General features: G+C 67.9%; 20 protein-coding genes. 6 read left to right on the top strand and 14 right to left on the bottom strand.

Annotated features, from left to right (window positions below; genetic code table 11):
• Nucleotides 1-45 precede the first annotated feature (45 nt).
• Together JHC79_RS08930 and JHC79_RS08925 are read right to left on the bottom strand one after the other, a co-directional pair.
• The gene (locus JHC79_RS08930) at nt 46-426 is read right to left on the bottom strand and encodes a cupin domain-containing protein (protein WP_296389806.1); all 381 of its coding nucleotides are present in this window, start codon (nt 424-426) and stop codon (nt 46-48) included.
• 35 nt (nt 427-461) lie between these two features.
• Nucleotides 462-1,586, bottom strand: a complete 1,125-nt coding sequence (locus tag JHC79_RS08925; protein WP_296389805.1) for an FAD-dependent oxidoreductase — start codon at nt 1,584-1,586, stop codon at nt 462-464.
• Between the two features lie 60 nt (nt 1,587-1,646).
• Here JHC79_RS08925 and JHC79_RS08920 point away from each other — a divergent pair, with 60 nt between their 5' ends.
• Nucleotides 1,647-2,216 carry a TetR family transcriptional regulator gene (locus JHC79_RS08920; protein WP_296389804.1) on the top strand — a complete coding sequence of 190 codons (570 nt, stop codon included), beginning with the start codon at nt 1,647-1,649 and terminating at the stop codon, nt 2,214-2,216.
• Here the strand turns inward: JHC79_RS08920 and JHC79_RS08915 are convergent, their stop codons facing one another.
• Nucleotides 2,217-2,765 (bottom strand): hypothetical protein, encoded by a 549-nt coding sequence (locus tag JHC79_RS08915; protein WP_296389803.1) that lies wholly within the window; start codon nt 2,763-2,765, stop codon nt 2,217-2,219.
• Between the two features lie 151 nt (nt 2,766-2,916).
• Here JHC79_RS08915 and JHC79_RS08910 point away from each other — a divergent pair, with 151 nt between their 5' ends.
• Nucleotides 2,917-3,384, top strand: a complete 468-nt coding sequence (locus JHC79_RS08910; RefSeq protein WP_296389802.1) for an NUDIX domain-containing protein — start codon at nt 2,917-2,919, stop codon at nt 3,382-3,384.
• A 4-nt stretch (nt 3,385-3,388) separates the two neighbouring features.
• Here the strand turns inward: JHC79_RS08910 and JHC79_RS08905 are convergent, their stop codons facing one another.
• The 6 genes from JHC79_RS08905 to JHC79_RS08880 form a co-directional block, all read right to left on the bottom strand.
• Nucleotides 3,389-4,774, bottom strand: a complete 1,386-nt coding sequence (locus JHC79_RS08905; RefSeq protein ID WP_296389801.1) for an alpha/beta hydrolase family protein — start codon at nt 4,772-4,774, stop codon at nt 3,389-3,391.
• 141 nt (nt 4,775-4,915) lie between these two features.
• Nucleotides 4,916-5,563, bottom strand: coding sequence for an isochorismatase family protein (locus tag JHC79_RS08900; protein WP_296389800.1), 648 nt, complete (start codon nt 5,561-5,563; stop codon nt 4,916-4,918).
• Nucleotides 5,560-7,449 (bottom strand): hydantoinase B/oxoprolinase family protein, encoded by a 1,890-nt coding sequence (locus JHC79_RS08895; RefSeq protein ID WP_296389799.1) that lies wholly within the window; start codon nt 7,447-7,449, stop codon nt 5,560-5,562. The genes JHC79_RS08900 and JHC79_RS08895 overlap by 4 nt, the downstream gene beginning before the upstream one ends.
• Nucleotides 7,450-7,499: 50 nt before the next feature.
• Nucleotides 7,500-9,557: a hydantoinase/oxoprolinase family protein gene (locus JHC79_RS08890; protein ID WP_296389798.1), complete on the bottom strand. Its 2,058-nt coding sequence runs from the start codon at nt 9,555-9,557 to the stop codon at nt 7,500-7,502.
• 40 nt (nt 9,558-9,597) lie between these two features.
• Entirely contained in the window at nt 9,598-10,824 is a 1,227-nt protein-coding gene (locus JHC79_RS08885) for a CoA transferase (RefSeq protein ID WP_296389797.1), read from the bottom strand.
• A 2-nt stretch (nt 10,825-10,826) separates the two neighbouring features.
• The gene (locus JHC79_RS08880) at nt 10,827-11,570 is read right to left on the bottom strand and encodes a GntR family transcriptional regulator (protein ID WP_296389796.1); all 744 of its coding nucleotides are present in this window, start codon (nt 11,568-11,570) and stop codon (nt 10,827-10,829) included.
• A 128-nt stretch (nt 11,571-11,698) separates the two neighbouring features.
• Between JHC79_RS08880 and JHC79_RS08875 the strand changes: the two genes are divergently transcribed.
• The gene (locus tag JHC79_RS08875) at nt 11,699-12,607 is read left to right on the top strand and encodes a hydroxymethylglutaryl-CoA lyase (protein WP_296389795.1); all 909 of its coding nucleotides are present in this window, start codon (nt 11,699-11,701) and stop codon (nt 12,605-12,607) included.
• A gap of 118 nt (nt 12,608-12,725) precedes the next feature.
• Here JHC79_RS08875 and JHC79_RS08870 read toward each other — a convergent pair whose 3' ends face one another.
• A complete protein-coding gene (locus tag JHC79_RS08870) occupies nt 12,726-13,448 on the bottom strand; it encodes a hypothetical protein (protein WP_296389794.1) in 723 nt (240 codons plus the stop codon).
• A gap of 300 nt (nt 13,449-13,748) precedes the next feature.
• Here JHC79_RS08870 and JHC79_RS08865 point away from each other — a divergent pair, with 300 nt between their 5' ends.
• Together JHC79_RS08865 and JHC79_RS08860 are read left to right on the top strand one after the other, a co-directional pair.
• The gene (locus JHC79_RS08865; protein ID WP_296389835.1) at nt 13,749-14,267 is read left to right on the top strand and encodes a metallophosphoesterase; all 519 of its coding nucleotides are present in this window, start codon (nt 13,749-13,751) and stop codon (nt 14,265-14,267) included.
• A gap of 18 nt (nt 14,268-14,285) precedes the next feature.
• Nucleotides 14,286-15,248 carry an SDR family NAD(P)-dependent oxidoreductase gene (locus JHC79_RS08860; RefSeq protein WP_296389793.1) on the top strand — a complete coding sequence of 321 codons (963 nt, stop codon included), beginning with the start codon at nt 14,286-14,288 and terminating at the stop codon, nt 15,246-15,248.
• A 23-nt stretch (nt 15,249-15,271) separates the two neighbouring features.
• Here JHC79_RS08860 and JHC79_RS08855 read toward each other — a convergent pair whose 3' ends face one another.
• Genes JHC79_RS08855 through JHC79_RS08840 form a run of 4 tightly spaced genes read right to left on the bottom strand, consistent with a single transcriptional unit; the run spans nt 15,272 to nt 17,740 of the window.
• On the bottom strand, nt 15,272-15,691 hold the full coding sequence (locus JHC79_RS08855) for a hypothetical protein (RefSeq protein WP_296389792.1): 420 nt from the start codon (nt 15,689-15,691) through the stop codon (nt 15,272-15,274).
• A complete protein-coding gene (locus JHC79_RS08850; RefSeq protein WP_296389834.1) occupies nt 15,688-16,950 on the bottom strand; it encodes an MFS transporter in 1,263 nt (420 codons plus the stop codon). The genes JHC79_RS08855 and JHC79_RS08850 overlap by 4 nt, the downstream gene beginning before the upstream one ends.
• Before the next feature lie 11 nt (nt 16,951-16,961).
• Complete coding sequence (locus JHC79_RS08845) at nt 16,962-17,255, bottom strand: MGMT family protein (RefSeq protein ID WP_296389833.1); 294 nt, start codon at nt 17,253-17,255, stop codon at nt 16,962-16,964.
• Between the two features lie 47 nt (nt 17,256-17,302).
• A complete protein-coding gene (locus tag JHC79_RS08840) occupies nt 17,303-17,740 on the bottom strand; it encodes a VOC family protein (RefSeq protein ID WP_296389791.1) in 438 nt (145 codons plus the stop codon).
• A gap of 96 nt (nt 17,741-17,836) precedes the next feature.
• On the opposite strand from JHC79_RS08840, the gene JHC79_RS08835 reads away from it, so the two are divergent.
• A complete protein-coding gene (locus JHC79_RS08835; protein ID WP_296389790.1) occupies nt 17,837-18,313 on the top strand; it encodes a hypothetical protein in 477 nt (158 codons plus the stop codon).
• The last annotated feature ends 41 nt before the right edge of the window (nt 18,314-18,354 follow it).

Below are 18,354 nucleotides of genomic sequence, written 5' to 3'. Positions count from 1 at the left end.
CTGCCGCGTCATTCCCGGCTGTTGTATTGCTCACCCGTTACGGCGTCAGTCGCGGCGGAACGGCACGTCGACACCGTCGGCGAGGACGACGTAGACGCGGCGCCACGGCGCCGAGTCGTCCAGCGTCCAGGTGTGTCCCGATCCGGTGGTGTCCTCGGCGAGCAGCACGTCACCGGGCGTCAAGGTGAAGCTCTCACCGTCGCGGGTCGAGAAGTGCAGGACCCCGCTCAGCGTGATGACGAACTGACGTGTCGGCGCGGGATGCCAGCTGAACTCGTGTCCGGCGGGGGTCTCCTGGAACTTGACCGACGTCGCCGGGATCGCGCCGGTCATCAGCGCGTCTGCATCGTCCCCGAGGTCGACGACACCGTGCTCGACGTGCGAGTCACCGTCGTCTCCCGTCCACAGTCTCCAGCACTCGATCACGTGTCGTCCTCTCGCGGATGTCGTCAGGGGCGAGGTCAACGGTAGGCGAGTTCGGAGATCTCCATCGAGATGCGGTGTCGGACCGGCGGGACGCTCAGCCCGGCGCGGATGAGCGTGTTGCGGACGAAGCGGACGCCCCCGAGGTCGATGGTGGCCGCACGGGTCATCCGATCGGTGAGGCGCAGGACGCGGCGAGCGATGGGTCGACGCAGACGTTCGTAGGAGTCGGGGTCGCCGCCGTCGGCGAGGATCCCGGCGAGCGCGACCGCGTCCTGGATCCCGGTGTTCATGCCCTGACCACCCGCCGGCGAGTGCACGTGTGCGGCGTCGCCGACGAGGAACACCGCACCGCGACGGTAGGTCTCGGCGAGTCGGTGGTGAATCCGGAAGCGTCCGCTCCACGCGACGTCGCTGACGTGTGCGCGGCCCGCGCGACGCCTCAGCAGCGACCCGATGTAATCGGCGTCGGGCTCGCTGGGTGGGTCGTTGGCGGTGGCGACCACCCGGAACCGGTTGTCGGGCAATGGGGCGACCACCGCGAGTCCCTCCGGCGCGAAGGTGAGGGAGACGGTGTCGCGCGGCACCGGCCACTCCATCGCCACATCGGCGAGGATGAAGGACTGCTCGTATCCGGTTCCCGGGAAGTCGATCCCGACCGCGGCGCGCACCGCGCTGTGCATGCCGTCGGCGCCGATCACCACGTCGGACCGGACCGAGCTGCTGCGTCCCGAGGAGGTCACCACCTCTGCGCGGCCGTCGGTGTCGAGGCCCTCGAGCCGGGTGTTCCACTCCACGCCGACGCCCAGCTCACCGAGACGGGCGCGAAGGATCGTCTCGGTGTCGGCCTGGGAGATCATCGCCGTGAACGGGTAGTCGGTCTGCAGCGACGAGAAGTCCAGCTGCGCAATCGATCGTGCCCCGTCGCGGATGTCGAACCTGGGGACACGCACGGCGCGGGCGAGGATCCGTGGCGTCACCTCGATGTCCTCGAGCACCTCGAGGGTGCGCGGGTGCACCACCGCCGCACGCGAGGTATTGGCCCCCTGCTCCGCCGCGTCGATCACCCGGACATCGATACCGCGCGAGGCGAGGGCCACCGCCGCGGTCAGACCGGTCGGTCCCCCACCGACCACCAGAACCGAACTCGTCGAAGTCAACATGCGTTGACTTTAATCCCGGTCGGTCGTGAGGTCAACGCTTGTTGACATATGCTGATCGGCATGACCGATCCCTCGCCCGGCGATCCCACGCGCAACGCGGCGCGGACACGTGCGGCCCTGGTGTCCGCGGCGCAACGGCGCTTCGCCGACGACGGTTTCGCGGGGACGACGGTGCGGGCCGTCGCCGCCGACGCGGGTGTCGACCCCGCGCTGGTGATGCGCTACTTCGGCAGCAAACGCGGACTGTACGAGGCGGCGACCGCGGTCGACCTGCACCTACCCGACTTCAGCTCGGTCGCGCGACGTCGACTGGGCGCGGTGATCGTCGAGACGTTCCTGAGCCGGTGGGACGGGCCGGAGGGCGAACCTCTTCGCATCCTGCTCGCCTCCGCGGCCACCGAAACCACTGCTGCGGAACAGATGCGGACCATCTTCGCCGGGCAGGTACGGCCAGCGGTCGCCGCCGCGGGCGGTGAGCCGGATGTCGACATCGAGGTCATCGCGTCCACCCTCATCGGGATGGCCATGATGCGATACGTCCTGCGCGTCCCCGACGTCGTCGCCCTGACCCCGACCCAGATCGTCGAGCGATTCGGCCCGGCCCTGCAGCGACAACTGGTCCGACGCTGACTACAGTTCCGGGCCCTCGGCGCGCAGGGAGTCGACCTCGTTCATGGCCTCGCGCAACTTGCCCAGCCACTCGTCGGTGTGGGTTCCCACCAACTTGACCGACCACACCAGCGCGTCCGCGCGCGATCGGGCGACACCGGCGTCGACCAGGGTGTCGAGAACCTGACGTTCGGGCTGACGCAGACGCGTCATCACCGGGACGGCGATGTGCGTGAACAGGATTCGCTCATCGCCCACCTGCACGCCCCACGACACCTTGCGGGCATACCGGGCCTGCGCCTCGTCGGCGATGGTCATGCGCTGATCGCGGGTGTCCTCGCGGAACCGCGAGGCGCGCCCCTGTGCCGCCGCGCTGCCCCCGTCACCACTCGGCGCGGTCAGTGTCCCGACGACGGTGATCTCGTCACGGTCGACGATCACCTCGGGGTCGCCGTCGAACCATTCGTCGGGCAGCCGACCGACGAACCACGATGCGGCGTCGCCGGCGTCGGGCAGTTCGGCCTGTTGCCAGCCGCCACGGCGACCTCCGCCGCGATTGTGTTCCTTCATCATGTTCTCCTCTGTCGGTGATTACATGATTACACGCTTACAAGAGGCGGCGGCCAGACTTCGCTGACAGCAGACGTCCACTGGGCGGATGCGGACGTCGAGTGGGCGGATGCGGACGGTGAGTGGGCGGCATCCGAATACAGTCGGACCCATGCCCACACCTAACTTCATCCTGGAACTGCGCGAGCACATCGGACATGCCCCGCTGTGGTTGTCCGGGGTCACGGCGGTGGTCGTCCGAGACAACGAGGTCCTGTTGGTGCGCCGATCCGACAACGGCGCGTGGACGCCGGTGACCGGCATCATCGACCCCGGCGAGGAACCCGCGGTCGCGGCGACACGGGAGGTCGCCGAGGAAGCCGGCTGCGTGGTGACGCCGCAACGACTGGTGTCGGTGCACGTCACACCGCCGGTCACCTACCCCAACGGCGACGTGTCGCAGTACCTCGACCTGACTTTCCGGATGGCCTGGGTCTCCGGCGAGCCGACGGTCAGCGACGACGAGAACAGCGAGTGCGGCTGGTTCCCGCTCGACGACCTACCGACGATGTCCGACGAGATGACCTACCGGATCGGCACAGCCGTCGACAACGAGCCGGAGGCCCGTTTCCGGACCTGACCGATCAGGGAACCGGCACACAGGTCGCGACGGCCGTCGATCCCGGCACCGCTGGGGTCGTCGAGCACGGGACCGTCGAGCTGCTGCCGGCGGTGTCGGGCACCGCGGCCGCGCTCGGGGCGACCGAGGAGGACGGCGCCGACGGAGCTGTGGTCGAGGCGGAGACATCGGTGCTCGCGTCCGGCGTCGAGGACGTGGATGCCGACGAACTCGGGGCCGACGAACTCGAACTCGACGGTGTGGAACTCGATGCGGCCGAGCTCGAGGGCGCGCCGGACTCGGACGATGACGTGGGCGTCGGTGACGCGATCGACGACGACTCGGTCGTGCCGATCCTGTTCGCGGCCAGCACCACGGTCTTCTGCGTGACCGGCGGCGTCGCCTTCATCGCGTCGAGCAGGTTCTGCTTACCCGCGGCGAGCCCGCGCCCCCAGTTCTCCCAGGTGTGTCCGCCGTAGTTCGGGATGGTGACGACCGAGACGCCGGCCTGCGCCGCCTGCAGTTGCAGCAGCACGGTGGACACCGCGGACAGGGCCTCGAGGAGGATCGCGCTGATCTGATCCTGCGGGGCCAGCTTGGCCATCTCCTGCGGCGTCAGGAACGCGTTGCCCGAGGAGATGATCAGGACCTGACCGTTCTCCTTGAGCTTCGCCAGGTTCTGCGACGCGTCGTTCTGCTGCCACTGTGCGCTGCCGGGGGCGCCCCACATGTTGACGATGCCGTTGGTGTAGTTCGACACCAGCGACTGGGTCGCGAAGACGCCGAGCGCGCCGAGCGGGTTGTTGGTCTGGTAGTACCCCGACATCGCCTGGACGACCTTGAACTGCTCGGGGTGCTTCTCGGCCAGCGTCACCGCGGGCCCGGCCGACATCGACAGTCCGACGATCGCGTTGCCGCTCTTGGCGACACCGAAGTTCTGCTGCAGGAAGTCCGGCAGCTCGGAGGTCAGGAAGGTCTCCTGCTTGATGGTGGTGTTCTTGTCGCCCGCGCCGCCGTTCCAGTCGGTGTAGAACGACGAGGCGCCGCCCACCGGCATCACCAGCGTGGTGTCGGACTTGCCGTCGTAGACCTTGGCGGCCTGCACGTCGGTGGTCCACGCGGAACGGTCCTCACGCGCACGCATTCCGTCGAGCAGGTAGACGCCCTGGGTGCTGCCGCTGGACGCGCGGATCTGCACGATCACCCACTTGCCCTGCGACTGCGAGTAGACCCTGCAGTTCTGGACGTAGTTACCGGACGAGTCCCAGGTACAACCCTGGCGCAGGACCTCGGGGTGGCCGGTCAGCGCCTGAGCCTTGTTGTCCGTCGTCAGCAGCGCGGTCAGCGCGAAGATGACGACGCTCACCGCGATGATGATCGCCGCGGGCCGTACCACCGCGGGACGGAGCACCGCAGCGCTCCATCCGGTCGCCGGTGATCGGTTCTCGTCAACAACGGTCCAGCCCATACAAAATGCCCCTCGTGATCCCGACGTGCCTACACACCGGAGTCGTCACGAGGTCGCGAAACGTTACCGACCCGGTTCCGCGGCTCAGCCCGTCATCAGCCGGATGGCCTCGTCGGTGTCGACGACGTCGGCGTACTTGGCCGCCAGGTCGGTCAGGTTCGCCTCCTGGATGGCCGGCGTCCGGTCCCCGCAGGCGTCGGCGACCACGATCGGCCGGAACCCGAGTTGCAGCGCATCGGTGGCGGAGGCACGGACGCATCCACTGGTCGACAGACCGCAGATGACCACGGTGTCGATCCCCCGGGACGACAGCGTCGCGGCCAGCGACGTTCCGCTGAACGCACTCGCGTACTGCTTGGTGATGACCACCTCGCCACCACGGGGCCGCGGGTCGTCGACGAACTCGGCCAACGGCGAACCCTCGGCGAACACCCGCAGCGACGGGATCTTCGCGACGAACAACCCACCGTCGACGATCGCGCCGCTGTCCGGGTCCACCCGGTAGCTCACCCTCGTGAAGACCACCGGCACCGACAACCCGCGCGCGGCGGCGACCAACCGGGCCGACGCCGCCACCGCCGACTCGACCGGCGCGCGCAGCGGCGAGGAGTCGTCGACGTAGGCGCGCGCGAGGTCGATGGCCAGTACCGCGGGCCGCTGCCCGAATCCCACCGATCCCGCGAAACCGGACCGGCGGTAGTCGTCGAGCGGGTCGGACGACTCGGTGCTCATCGAGCCGCTGACCGGGCCACGCTCACCGGCGGCCGCGGGGCCGGCAATCCCGTCTCCTCCTCGCAGCGTTCCAGGATCTCCGCGATCGACGGGCCCATGTCGAAGGTCTGCAGTTCGCCGCGTCCTGAGCGGATCTCCGCACGACGGGTCTCGGTCGCCGCGGTGTCGACGACACCCTGGTCGTCGCAGACCACCCCGTAGCCGGCCGTCGCACCCTCGACGGTGACCAAGCCGCGTCGCACCTCGAGGGCGACCAGTTCGGGGTCGCGGGTGAGCGGGTCACCCCATCCCCCGCCGCCCCAGGTGACGAAGTGCAGCACGTCGCCCGGGTACACCGGCGCGTCGTGGATCTTGCTGGGCAGGATGTCGATCTCACCGTTCTTCCGCACGATCCACTTGCGACCGCGCGCGCCGGGCTTGCCGCCGTTGACACCCCAGGGGTAGGTGAGCCAGCGGTCGTCGTGGATGGCGATCGTGCCCGGTTGTTCGAAGTGGTAGGCGACGTCGACACCGTTGCCGCCGCGGTGCACACCGGCACCGCCGGTGTCGGGCAACGTCTCCCACCGCTCGACCCGCAACGGGTAGTACGACTCCAGGTACTCGCACGGGATGTTCACGAACGACGGCCACAGCGAATGACCGTCCGGTCCGTCGCCGATGGGACGCCCGGGGATACCGCCGAACCCGATCGAGTAGAGCTGGAACCACTCGCCGTCGCGCGGTCCGCCGTCGTAGTGACCGGAGTACATGAAGTGCGGCGACGAGGAGAACCCGGCGGCGTTGAGGATCTCCGGGTTGTTCTGCCCCAGCAGCCCACCGAACAGGTCGAACACGCGGCCGATGCCGTGATTGCGACCGTTGAGCGCGGCCGGATAGGCCGGTTTCCAGAACGAGTTGTCCGGGATGGTCACGTCGATCAACGGATAGAACCCGTCGTTCCACAGGATCTGCGGATCGGCGATGGTGATCACGTAGATGCCGAAGAACATCCGGACGAGGTTCTCGTTGATGAAGTAGTTGATCGGCCCCACGGCCTGCGGCGCGTGTTCGGAGAAGTCGAGGTGGATCTTCTCGCCGTGACGGGTCAGCTTGATGGTGAGTTCATAAGGCCCGTAACCACATCCGTCATCGCAGATGTAGTCACTGAACTCGATGGTCTCACCGTCGACGAACAGCGTCGCGAGCAGCACCTTCATGGCCTGGTAGTTGCGGTCGAGCAGCGCGTCGAGCGCCGACAGGTACACCTCGACGCCAAACCGGTCACACAGTTCGACGATGCGTCGCGACGCCGTGGTGCATGCCGCGACCAGACCGTTGAGGTCGGCGCGGTTCCAGTCGGGCATGCGCACCTGGTTGAGGATGATGTCGAGCGCGGTCTCGTTGAGCGTGCCCTGGTCGTAGAGCTTGAACGGCGGGATCACCACGCCCTCTTCGAAGATGGTGCGTGCGTCGGCGGGCATCGACGACGGCGTCTTGCCGCCCACGTCGGACATGTGGCCGAACATCGACGACCACCCGACGACCCGCCCGCTGTGGAAGATGGGCAGGACGATCAACCAATCGTTGGCGTGGCTGATGGCAGCGCCGCAGGCGTAGGGGTCGGAGGTGAGCAGGATGTCGCCGTCGCCGACGGTGCCGTCGAAGTTGTCGAGGAAGTCGGGGACGGACAGACCGAACTGGCCGACGACCATCTTGCCGCTCGGATCGGCGATGAGCGGGAACTCGTCGTGCTGTTCCCGGATACCGGGCGACAGCGCGGTACGGAACAGCACCTCGTCCATCTCGTAGCGGGCGTTGCGCAGAGCGTTCTCGATGATGTCGAGGGTGACCGGGTCGACGGAGGTCTTCGCGACCGGGTCGGTGGCGGTTTCGATGATGGTGGCCATCGTGGTTCTCCTGTGCTGGGAGGGAGGGTGTCTCGGGGTGTGAGGTCGGGTCAGACCGGTCGGATGATGAGGCTGCCGCTGGGGTCGACGGTGGCGGCGTGCCCGGACAGGACGAGCGTCGTGGAGTCCATCTCGGTGACGATGGCCGGTCCGACGATGACGTTGCCCGCCAACAACTTCTCGCGGTCGTAGATGCCCGCGGTCGTGTGCGCGCCGTCCATCCACACCTGCGACTCCTCGATCAGTGCCGCTGACGGATCCTCCGACCCCTGGGCCAGTTCGGTCCAGGCGACCTCGGGACGCGGCCCGCTCACGGTGACGCGCAGGTTGATGACCTCACGCTCGTTCTTGAGCAGGAACGAGAACAGTCGTTTGTGCTCGGTGTCGAAGGCGGTGCCCAACTCCGCCAGCAGGTCTCCGGTCCCGGTGAGCACATCGGGGTCGAGGTCGACGGGGATCTCGAATCCCTGGCCGTGGTAGCGCAGGTCCACCTGGTAGGTCGCGGTCTGCTCGGCCCGCGGCACGCCTTCGGTCTCGAGGCGCTCGGTGGCCACCTCGGCGAGATCGGAGATGACCGAACGCAATTCGTCGCTGGTGAGATCGACGAAGGCACGGATCAGGGTGCGGGCACTCTCGGCACGCAGACAGGTCGTGGCGTCGCCGTAGGCGCACAGCACCCCGGGCGAGGGCGGGATGATCACCGGCCAGGCGCCGGTGAGCCGGCCGAGGGCGTTCGCGTGCAGCGGACCGGCACCGCCGAACGACACCAGCGCGAAATCGCGGGGGTCGTAGCCCTGCTGGACACTCACCAGCCGCAACGCTCCGAACATGTTCTCGTTGACGATGTCGACCACCCCCGACGCCGCGGCCTCGGGGGAATCGAGTCCCATCGCGTCGGAGATCGTCGCGACCGCCGTGCGGGCGGCCTCGACATCGAGCTTCACCTCGCCGCCGGCGAGGTCGCTGGGCAGATACCCCAAGACGACGTTGGCGTCGGTGACCGTCGGTTCCGTGCCGCCGTTGCCGTAGGCCGCGGGACCGGGATCGGCACCTGCGGACTGCGGACCCACGCGCAGGGCCTTGGTCAGCTCGGGGACATGCGCGATGGAACCGCCACCGGCGCCGACGGTTCGGACGTCGACACTGGTCGCGCGGACCGCGAGGTCGCCCACCTTGGTCTCGCGGCCGATGCGGGGTTGACCGTCGAGGACGAGGGCGACATCGGTGGACGTCCCGCCCATGTCGAAGGTCAGGAAGTCGTTGTATCCGGCCTGCTGGGCGAACCACACCGCACCGGTCACGCCGCCGGCCGGTCCCGACAACAGCAGCGACACCGGGTCCTCGGCGGCCTTGCTCGCCTGTACCAGACCACCGTCGCTGCGCAGGATCGACAGCGGCGCGGTGATCCCCTTCTCCCTCAGCGACGAGTCGAGGTTCTTGACGTATCGCGAGACCTCGGGCTGCACATAGCTGTTGGCCACCGTGGTCAGGGTGCGCTCGTACTCGCGCATCTCCGGCAGGACGTGCGACGACAACGAGATCGGGATGTCGGGCAGCTCCTCGGCCACCCACCGTCCGACCTGCTCCTCGTGGTCGCTGTTCGCATACGAGTTGATCAGCGACACCGTGATCGCCTCGACGTCGGCACCGGCGAGCTTGCGCAGCTCGCCGCGGGTCTGCTCCTCGTCGAGCGGGGTGATCTCACCGCCGTCGGCGCCGATCCGGCCGACCACCTGAACGGTGTGCTCGAGCTTGGCCAGTGGCTCGGGCTTCGGCCAGATGATCCACCCGGCGAGCCCGCCCGGGACGAACGACCGCGCGATCTGCAGGACCTGACGGAACCCGTCGGTTGTCACCAGACCCACCCGAGCACCGCGTCCCTGCAAGATCGCGTTGGTCGCCACGGTGGTCCCGTGCAGCACCTGCTCGATCTGTTCGGGGTCGATGCCCGCGTCGGTGCACACCTTGGTGACGCCGTTGAGCACGCCGACGGATTGATCCGCGGGTGTCGACGGGGTCTTGGCGCGGTAGGTGCTGCCCGAGGTCTCCTCGAGCAGCAGCACATCGGTGAACGTCCCGCCGACGTCCACTCCGAGTCGGTATCGCATGGGGTCTCCTAGTTGTTTCGACGCCGGTGGGCGGTGGGGGTCAGATGATGCTGCGGCGCGCGAGGTCGGCGCGACGGTCGTCGGACAGTTCGAGCAGGTGCCGGTAGATGTCGTCGTTGTGTTCGCCGAGTTCGGGACCGAGATGCCGCACCGCACCGGGGGTGTCCCCGAGCTTGGGGAAGACGTTGTGCGTGGGGAACTCGCCGAAGTCGCGGTGGGCCAGCCGCACGATCGCGTCGCGGGCGGCGAAGTGCGGGTCGTCGAACATGTCACGCGCGGTGAAGATCCGACCGGCGGGAACGCCACCGCCGTGCAGGGTCTCCAACAGCTCGTCGGTGTCGAGGTCAGCCGTCCAGGCGGCGATGATCCCGTCGAGTTCGTCCATGTTCTCCCCGCGGGCCGCATGGCCGGCGAAACGCGGCGCGGTGATCAGATCCTCGCGACCCATGACCGTCGCGAGCCGACCGAACACGGTGTCCTGATTGGCGGCGATCAGGATCATCTCGCCGCCCCGCGTGGGATAGACGTTGCTGGGCGAGACGTTCGGCAGCACCGAGCCCGTCCGCTCGCGCTGATATCCGGCCACCGCCCACTCCGGCAGCATCGACTCCATCATCGCGAGGACCGACTCGTAGATGGCCGCGTCGACGAGCTGCCCGCGGCCGGTGACCGATCGGCTGTGCAGAGCGGTGAGCACACCGATGGTGGCGAACACCGCCGCCAGCGAGTCGCCGAGCGAGATCCCGGCCCGCGACGGGGCATTGTCGGGATCGCCGGTGACGTAACGGATCCCGCCCATCGCCTCACCGATCGACCCGTAACCGGCGCGTGAGGAGTACGGACCGGTCTGTCCGTAGCCGCTGACGCGCGCCATGATGAGTCCGGGGTTGTCGGCGCGCAGTTCCTCGAAGCCGAGGTTCCACCGCTCGAGGGTGCCGGGACGGAAGTTCTCGACGACGATGTCGGAGCGGCCGATGATGTCGCGGGCGAGTTCCTGGCCCTCCGGCGTGCGCATGTCACACGTCACCGACTTCTTGTTGCGGGCCACCACCGGCCACCACAGCGACTTGCCGTAGGGCTTCTCACGCCCCCACTGCCGCATGGGATCTCCGACCCCCGGGGCCTCGAGCTTGATGACCTCGGCACCGAAGTCGGCCAGGAGTTGACCACAGAACGGGCCGGCCAACAGCTGACCCATCTCCACCACCCGCAGGTCGGCCAACGGCCCGGTCGCGGTGGGAGGTGCCGTGTCGTGTGCCGTGGTCATGATCAGACTCCGCTCTGAGCCGGTTGGGCCGTCGTGTGCGCGTGGTGGGCGGTTGTGTGCCCGGGTTGGGCCGGTGTTTCTGCCGGTTGGGCCGTCGTCGCCAGCTCCTCGTCGGCGCGAACCGAGGCGAGCAGCACGGCCTTGGCCGCTCGGACGTGCGACCGCATCACGGCATCCGCCCACACCTCGTCCCGCGCACGCAGCGCGGCAATCAGTTCACGATGGTGTCCGGCACTGCGGTGCAGATCCTCGGGCGCGTACCGGTGGAAGGTCCGCATCATCAGTGGCAGCTGGATCACCGCGCTGAGCATCGAGGTGAGCCGGGTGCTCGCCGAGGCGGTGCGGACGATGGCGTGGAACTCCATGTTGGCCGTGGCGACGAGTTCGAGGTCGTCGTCGAGCGCGGCCGCCTCCATGCGGTCGCACAGTTCGGCCATCTGATCGAGCTGCCCATCGCTGATCCGCGACGCCGCGCGCCCGGCCGCCAACGCCTCCAACGTCATGCGGAGGTCGTAGATCTCCTCGAGGTCATCGGAGGTGAACTGATAGACGCGGGCGCCGCGATGCGGCAACACCTCGACGAGGCCCTCGACCTCCAGCTGGCGCAACGCCTCTCGCACCGGGGTGCGGGAGGCCTGCGTGACCTCGGCCAGCTCCGCCTCACCCAGCCGCGCCCCAGGCGCGAACCGGCCGTCGAGAATGGCGGCCCGGATGTGGGAGTACACCCGGTCGACTGCACGTTCCACTGCGACCCCGTTTCGCTTGTTTGTATGCAAGGTAAGCGGGAGTTCGAGTTCTGTCTTGATAAACCGCAGATTTAACCGCGAATCAACACAACCTTGTATGCAATACCTGGTGGGGTGATGATGGGTGGATGACGAACACGACCTACGCCGGAACTCATGTGGTGGAAGTCGGGCCGCGCGACGGCCTGCAGAACGAACGCACCGCCCTGTCGGTGGAAACCAAGGTCGACTTCATCACCCGCGCCGTCGACGCCGGCATGCGACGCATCGAGGCCGTCAGCTTCGTCAACCCGAAGCGTGTGCCCCAGATGGCCGGCGCCGAAGAGGTCATGGCGGCGCTCCCCCGGCGGGACGACGTGGACTACATCGGGTTGGTGCTCAACGAGCGTGGACTCGAACGCGCTCTGGCCGCGGGCGTCGACGAGGTGAACGTGGTCGTCGTCTGTTCCGACGAGTTCAGTCAGCGCAACCAGGGCTGCGACGTCGAGGAGGGCCTGGCGCGGTGGAAGCGGATCGCCGCCGAGTCCCGAGCCGCGGGCATGTTCACCACGGTCACCTTCGCGGTCTCGTTCGGGTGCCCGTTCAGTGGCGAGATGCCCGCCGAGCGCGTCATCGATCTGATGGCGCGGGTCGCGGAGTCGGGCCCCGACGAGATCGCCATCGCCGACACCATCGGGGTGGGTGTGCCGGCACAGGTTCGCGCTCTGCACGCCGGTGCGCGACGCGTCGCGCCGGACGTAGCGCTGCGGTGGCATTTCCACAACACCCGCAACACCGGTTACGCCAACGCGCTGACCGCCTTCGATCTCGGCGACTGCGCCCTCGACGCCAGCATCGGCGGGTTCGGTGGATGTCCGTTCGCCCCCAACGCAACCGGCAACATCGCGACCGAGGACCTCAACTATGCGCTGCAGCGATCCGGTGTCGACACCGGCATCGACGGCGGGGCCATCGCCGACGCGGCGACATGGATCGGTGCGCAGCTGGACTCGCCGGTCCCTGCGCTGTTCGGACGTGCCGGGCCGTTCCCGGGCTGATCGGTTGGAACGCTGTCACGTTCGCAGTGGCTCGTACTCGACTGACGCACACGACAACGGCGGGCGGGTCCATGGGACCCACCCGCCGCTGCGGTGTTTCAGACGCGAACGTCTGTGATCAGTTGACGAACTTCGCGCGCGCTGCGGCCTGGTCGCCGATCACGAACTCGGGGTTGGTCACGTGCACGTCGAGGGTGTTGCCCGGACCCGCGATGATCGCGTTGAGCACGCCGGCGAACGGTCCGCAGTTCTGGAACGGCGGGATCGTGTAGCTGCCCTTGATGTGGGCGTCGGCCTGCGGCACGTCGCCGCCGAGCAGCTTGGTGGCATCGAGCGAACCGGTCAGCTTGGCCGTGGTGGGCGCGGTGACACAGCTTCCGTTGGCCGGAACCAGGTTCAGGCTGGCCGAACCGCTGCTGATGTTGAGCGGCTGCACCGAGTCGAGACGGATCTGGAAGGTCTGCGACACGTCCAGGTCGAGGGCCGGCGCGGTTTCGGTGCCACCCTGCTTGATCGTGCCGGTCACCTGCGACGCGTTGATGACCGAGATCTTGAAGTTGGCCAGCGTGAGCGGACCGAGCTTGAGCTTGGCCGCGGCCTGCGGGAGGTTGAGGGTTCCCTCCAGGTTGGTCAGGTCGGTGCGGGTCACCAGTTTGGTCTGGGGGAACACGACCGGCTGCTGGGTCTTCGCGATCACAGTCGTGGTGTCAGCGTCGAAGTTGATACCGAGGCTGTTGGACGGGTCCAACGCTGCGTTCGCCTGGGTGGCGGACACCGTTCCCAGGGCAGCGGTCGCCATGACGGCCGCCGTGAGCGCGATCATCCGATTACGAATCTTCATTCCTGCTCCGTTACTCAGGGCACCTCGCTGGTGCCGTCGAAACGGACACTAATGATCACAGTTAAGTGACAGTTCAATATCAGGGAACGTTGGTTTAACTCACTACTGAGCAGTGTCCCGTTCGTATGAATGTCCAGTCGTTCACGAACGCACACATTGCCATCGCATCAGCCTGCGTCAGACGTGTTCTTGCGTAGCCTGATTCACCGGTCGGACGACGCGGCGTGAGACCACGACCGGCCGTCGGCCTGGATCCGCCGCAGCAGCATTAGCGTGGCGGTCATGACCCCGCCCAGCTCGCTGTCTGTGCTCCTCATGTCGGACACCCATCTGCCGAAACGCGCGAAGGTACTACCCGAGGAGCTTCTGGCTGCCGTCGATGCTGCAGATGTGGTGATCCACGCCGGCGACTGGGTCGATCTCGCCACGTTCGAGCTGCTCGACGCACGGTCGGCGCGGCTCATCGCGTGTTGGGGGAACAACGACGGGCCGGAACTGCGGGGGCGGATGCCCGAGCGCGCCGACGTGACCATCGACGGTCTGCGCATCACGGTCGTCCACGAGACCGGCGCCTCGACGGGCCGCGACAAGCGGATGTCGCTGACCTACCCCGACACCGACGTTCTCGTGTTCGGCCACAGCCACATCCCGTGGGACACCACCACCGACACCGGCCTGCGTCTGCTCAACCCCGGCTCCCCCACCGATCGTCGACGTCAGCCGCACTGCACCTACATGACCACCACCGTCACCGACGGCGTCCTGGGTGACGTGCACCTCCACGAGCTGCAGCCCGACACGACGCGGTCGATACGCTGACCGCGGAGGCCCACACACATGAACCCGCTCACCACCGCCGTCGATGTCCTGCTCGATCGCACGGTCATCCCCGGTTATTCACGCATCGGATCATCGGTGCGCAGTCGCTTCTGGGCACCCGACCCGGAACCGTTCGACACCGGCGTCGACATCGTCGTCACCGGCGGCAGTTCCGGTCTGGGTGCGGCCGCCGCCACCGAGCTCGCGCGACTCGGCGCACGCGTCCACCTCGTCGGCCGGACCGCCGAGCGACTCGAGTCGTCGGCGCGGACGGTGCGAGGCCACGTCCCCGACGCCGATGTGGTGATCCACGAGTACGACATCAGCGATCTCGACGCGGTCTCGCGGCTGGTGACCGCGCTGACCGCGGACCTGCCGCGTGTGCACGCCGTGATCCACAGTGCCGGGGTGATGCCGCCGGAGCGGACGCTCTCCGCGCAGGGACACGAGTCGGCCTTCGCCACCCACGTGCTGGGTCCGGTCGCGTTGACCGTGGGGCTGCGGCCACTGTTCGACGCGGACTCGCGGGTCGTGTTCGTCTCCAGCGGCGGGATGTACCCCGTGCCGTTGCAGACCACGGACTTCGAGTTCACCGAGGGCACCTACTCCGGACTCACCGCCTACGCGCGAACCAAACGCATGCAGGTGGTGGTCACCGAGCAACTGGCGCAACGGTTCGCGGGTCCCGAGGACGCCGTCGTGCACAGCATGCACCCGGGGTGGGCGGCGACTCCCGGCGTGACCGACTCGATCCCGGCGTTCGGTGCCGTCATGAAGCCGATCCTGCGCACCGCGCAAGCCGGTGCCGACACCATCGTGTGGTTGGCGGCCTCTCCCCAGGCGACCACGAGCACCGGTAAGTTCTGGCACGACCGTGCCACCCGACCGACCCACTACCCGTCCTGGCGCCGGGATTCACCCGACGCGCGGGAGGCGTTGTGGCAGGCGGTCGTGGACGCCACCGGGATAGACCAGGCGTAGCCAGATGACCCGCTGAGCGGGGACTACGGCCACGGATGCAACTGGCGAGCGTGGGTGAGGTCGAGAACGAACAGCGCAGCCCCCTGAACGACGACCGCGGCGCCGTGCCCGCGCGCCTGCTCGGCGGTGATCCGACCGCGGAAACTCGGGGTGCGGACGATCAGATGAGCTCCGCCGGCCACGTAGGCGACATCGAGGCCGGTGTTGATCAGCAGGAGCCGACGGAGTTTCGGTGTGGTGGGCGGGGTCGACTGCAGCGTGGACACCCCGGCGATGACCACATCGATCGCGCCCCACATCGCATTCTGAAGTCCGAAAGCGCGGCTCCCCGCACTCCGTCCGCGCAGAGCCAGAAGCCCGCCACCGACGACCGACACTCCACCCCACAGCGTCAGTCGACGCGTCAGATGACGGGAGACATCAGGGGCGAGTTCGACGGTCATGACCTCATGATGCCCGGCGGCGACACCACCGCGCGCAACCCTTTCGGGCCGACGCCCCGCGACAGTGCCGTGAGCATCACCGCGCACCCGAGGCCGGAGAGCACCAATCCACTGCCGAACATCGCGGGGTAGCCGAACAGGTCACCGACCACGCCTGCCGTGAATCCGGCGATGCCCTGCGAGAAGACGACCGCGCACGCGATCAGCGTGTAGTCGGTTCCCGCGTGATCACGATCGGACGCGTCCATCATCAGCGCGAACACCACCACGGTGGCCGCGCCCCCGAAGACGTGCTCGGCGATGCTTGCCGTGACGATGAGACCCAGGCCTCCGATGTCGAGGGAGGCCGCGACGTACAGCGCGAGCGCGGCGGTCTGGGTGATGCCGGCGAGCAACAGCGCGTGGCGACGCCCGAACCGGTAGGCGTACCAACCGCCGAGTCCCGCGCCGACCAACGCCGACACCGAGGACAACCCGCCTTCGATGAGCGCGATCTGCGGCAGCGAGAGCCCGACGTCGGAGAGGAACGGGCCCACCAACGCCGACCCCATCGAGTTCCCGAACTTGTACCCGGCGACGAGCAGGATGAACGCGATCATCCCCGGTCGGCGTAGCCGCGTGAACCAGCCGGTGGCCAACCGAGCCGCCGACGGTCGGTCGGCTGCGGACGAGACCTGATCAGCAGCATCGGTCTGGGCACGCAGGAACCACACCGGGATCGTCGACGCGATCAGTAGAAGCGCCATCGCGACGAACAACAGACGCCACCCGGCGAGCGAGAACAACCACAGCAGCAACCCGCCGCCGACGATCATCCCGATGCGATACGCGCCCACCTGAATCGCGTTACCGACGCCGCGGTCGCGCGGTCCGAGCAGGCGGACGGCGAGCCCGTCGGTGACGACGTCCTGGGTCGCGGAGATGAGGTTGACCACCGCGATGCCGACGAACAGCCAGGTCAGGGTCGTCGACAGGTCCAGGCAGGCGAGGATCAGAGCGACTGCAGCGGAAGCGCTTTGGAGCGTCAACAGCCATCGGCGCCGCGACCCGTAGCGGTCGACGTACGGCGCCCAGAGGAACTTGAGCGCCCAGGGGGCGAAGAGGATGCCGGTGGCGCTGATCGTCACCAGCGAATACCCGGAGCGGCGGAGCACCACCGGCAGCGCCTGTGTGAAGAAGCCGAACGGCAGTCCCTGCGCGAAATACAGGCTCGTCAGGAGGACGAACGCCCCGGCCGTCAGCGATGACGACCGGCTCATCGAGGGCGCGGTCACGCGAGTCCCCCGGCGGTCTCGTCGGGCCACCAGCGCGCGCGTTCGATGTCGACGATCCCGCGGCGCAACGGTGTGTTCTCGCTGTGCCACTGCGTCTGCGCCTCGATCATCAGATGGGCGGGCAGGGTTCCGGTGGCGCGCACGACTCGCCACCAGGTGACCGCTTGGCCGTCGCGCGCCATCACACCGCCGACGCCGCGCGGTCCGCCGCGCTGCAGGTACTCGGCGATGTCGCCGTAAGTCATCACCCGACCACTCGGGATGCGGTCGACGACGTCGAGAACCGCGATGCCGAAGTCATCCTGGGTCTCCGGTTCTCGATGGGGCGGGTCACCCGTCAGCTCTTCCTCAACTCCTCGGCGAGCATGACGATGATGCCACTCGGCCCGCGGATATAGCTGAGCTTGTAGATGTCCTCGTAGGTCGCGACGCCACGCAGCGGATGGCACCCGTGTCGTGCGGCGATGGCGAGGGCCTCGTCGATGTCGTCGACGGAGAAGGCGACGCGGTGCATCCCGATCTCGTTCGGCACGGTCGGGGTGGTCGGGATCGCCTCGGGGTGGATGTACTCGAACAGCTCGAGACGACCGTTGCCGTCGGGCGTCTGCAGCATCGCGATCTTCGCGTGGTTGCCGTCGAGGCCGACGGCGGTGTCGGTCCACTCCCCGCTGACGGTGTCGCGACCCAGGACGGTGAGACCGAGGTCGGTGAAGAAGGCGATCGTCGCTTCCAGGTCCTCCACCGCGATACCGACGTTCTCGAGTTTTATGGCCATGCGCCAGACGGTAGCGAGCAACCGACGTTCAGGCCAAGCCTCGATCAGGTCGATGCCGCGGGCGGTCTGCGGCCGGTCTGTGCGATGGTGGTCGCCATGGACGCCGATCAGATCCTGACCGGTGCACGTCGCCTTCGTCGTGCGTCATGGTGGGTCTTCGTGGTTGTTGCGTTGGCCGCGGGCCAGGTGCCGTGGCTGAGCCTGGGCAACGAACGGACGTTCACCTACAACGGCTCGTACGTTCCGCTCGACGGTGCCAAGGCGTACTCCACATCGCTCGAGATCGACTACGCACTGCGCGGGGGTGTCGAGTGGACGGGGATCGTGACCGCTTGTGCGGCAGCACTTGTCGTCGTCACAGCGATCGTGCAGAGCGTGTTCGCACGCCGACGACCGATCGTGGCCGTACTGACCGTCGCGGCGTCACCGGTGGCGATCCTCGCGGTGGCCGCCGCCGTCAACGGCATCGGCGGCATCACCTTCCGCTTGTCATTTGCTGTGCTCATCGTCCTCGCCGCGATCGGGGTGCACGAGGTCGCGACTGCCGCCGCGCGTCCCACCCACCATCGGTAGCAGTTTGTGTCGCTGAGCGATACGAACTGCTACGGATTCGA

The organism is Williamsia sp., from assembly GCF_016462415.1.
In the GTDB taxonomy this organism is placed as follows: Bacteria; Actinomycetota; Actinomycetes; order Mycobacteriales; family Mycobacteriaceae; genus Williamsia_A.
This window is presented reverse-complemented; position numbering and strand designations above follow the sequence as displayed.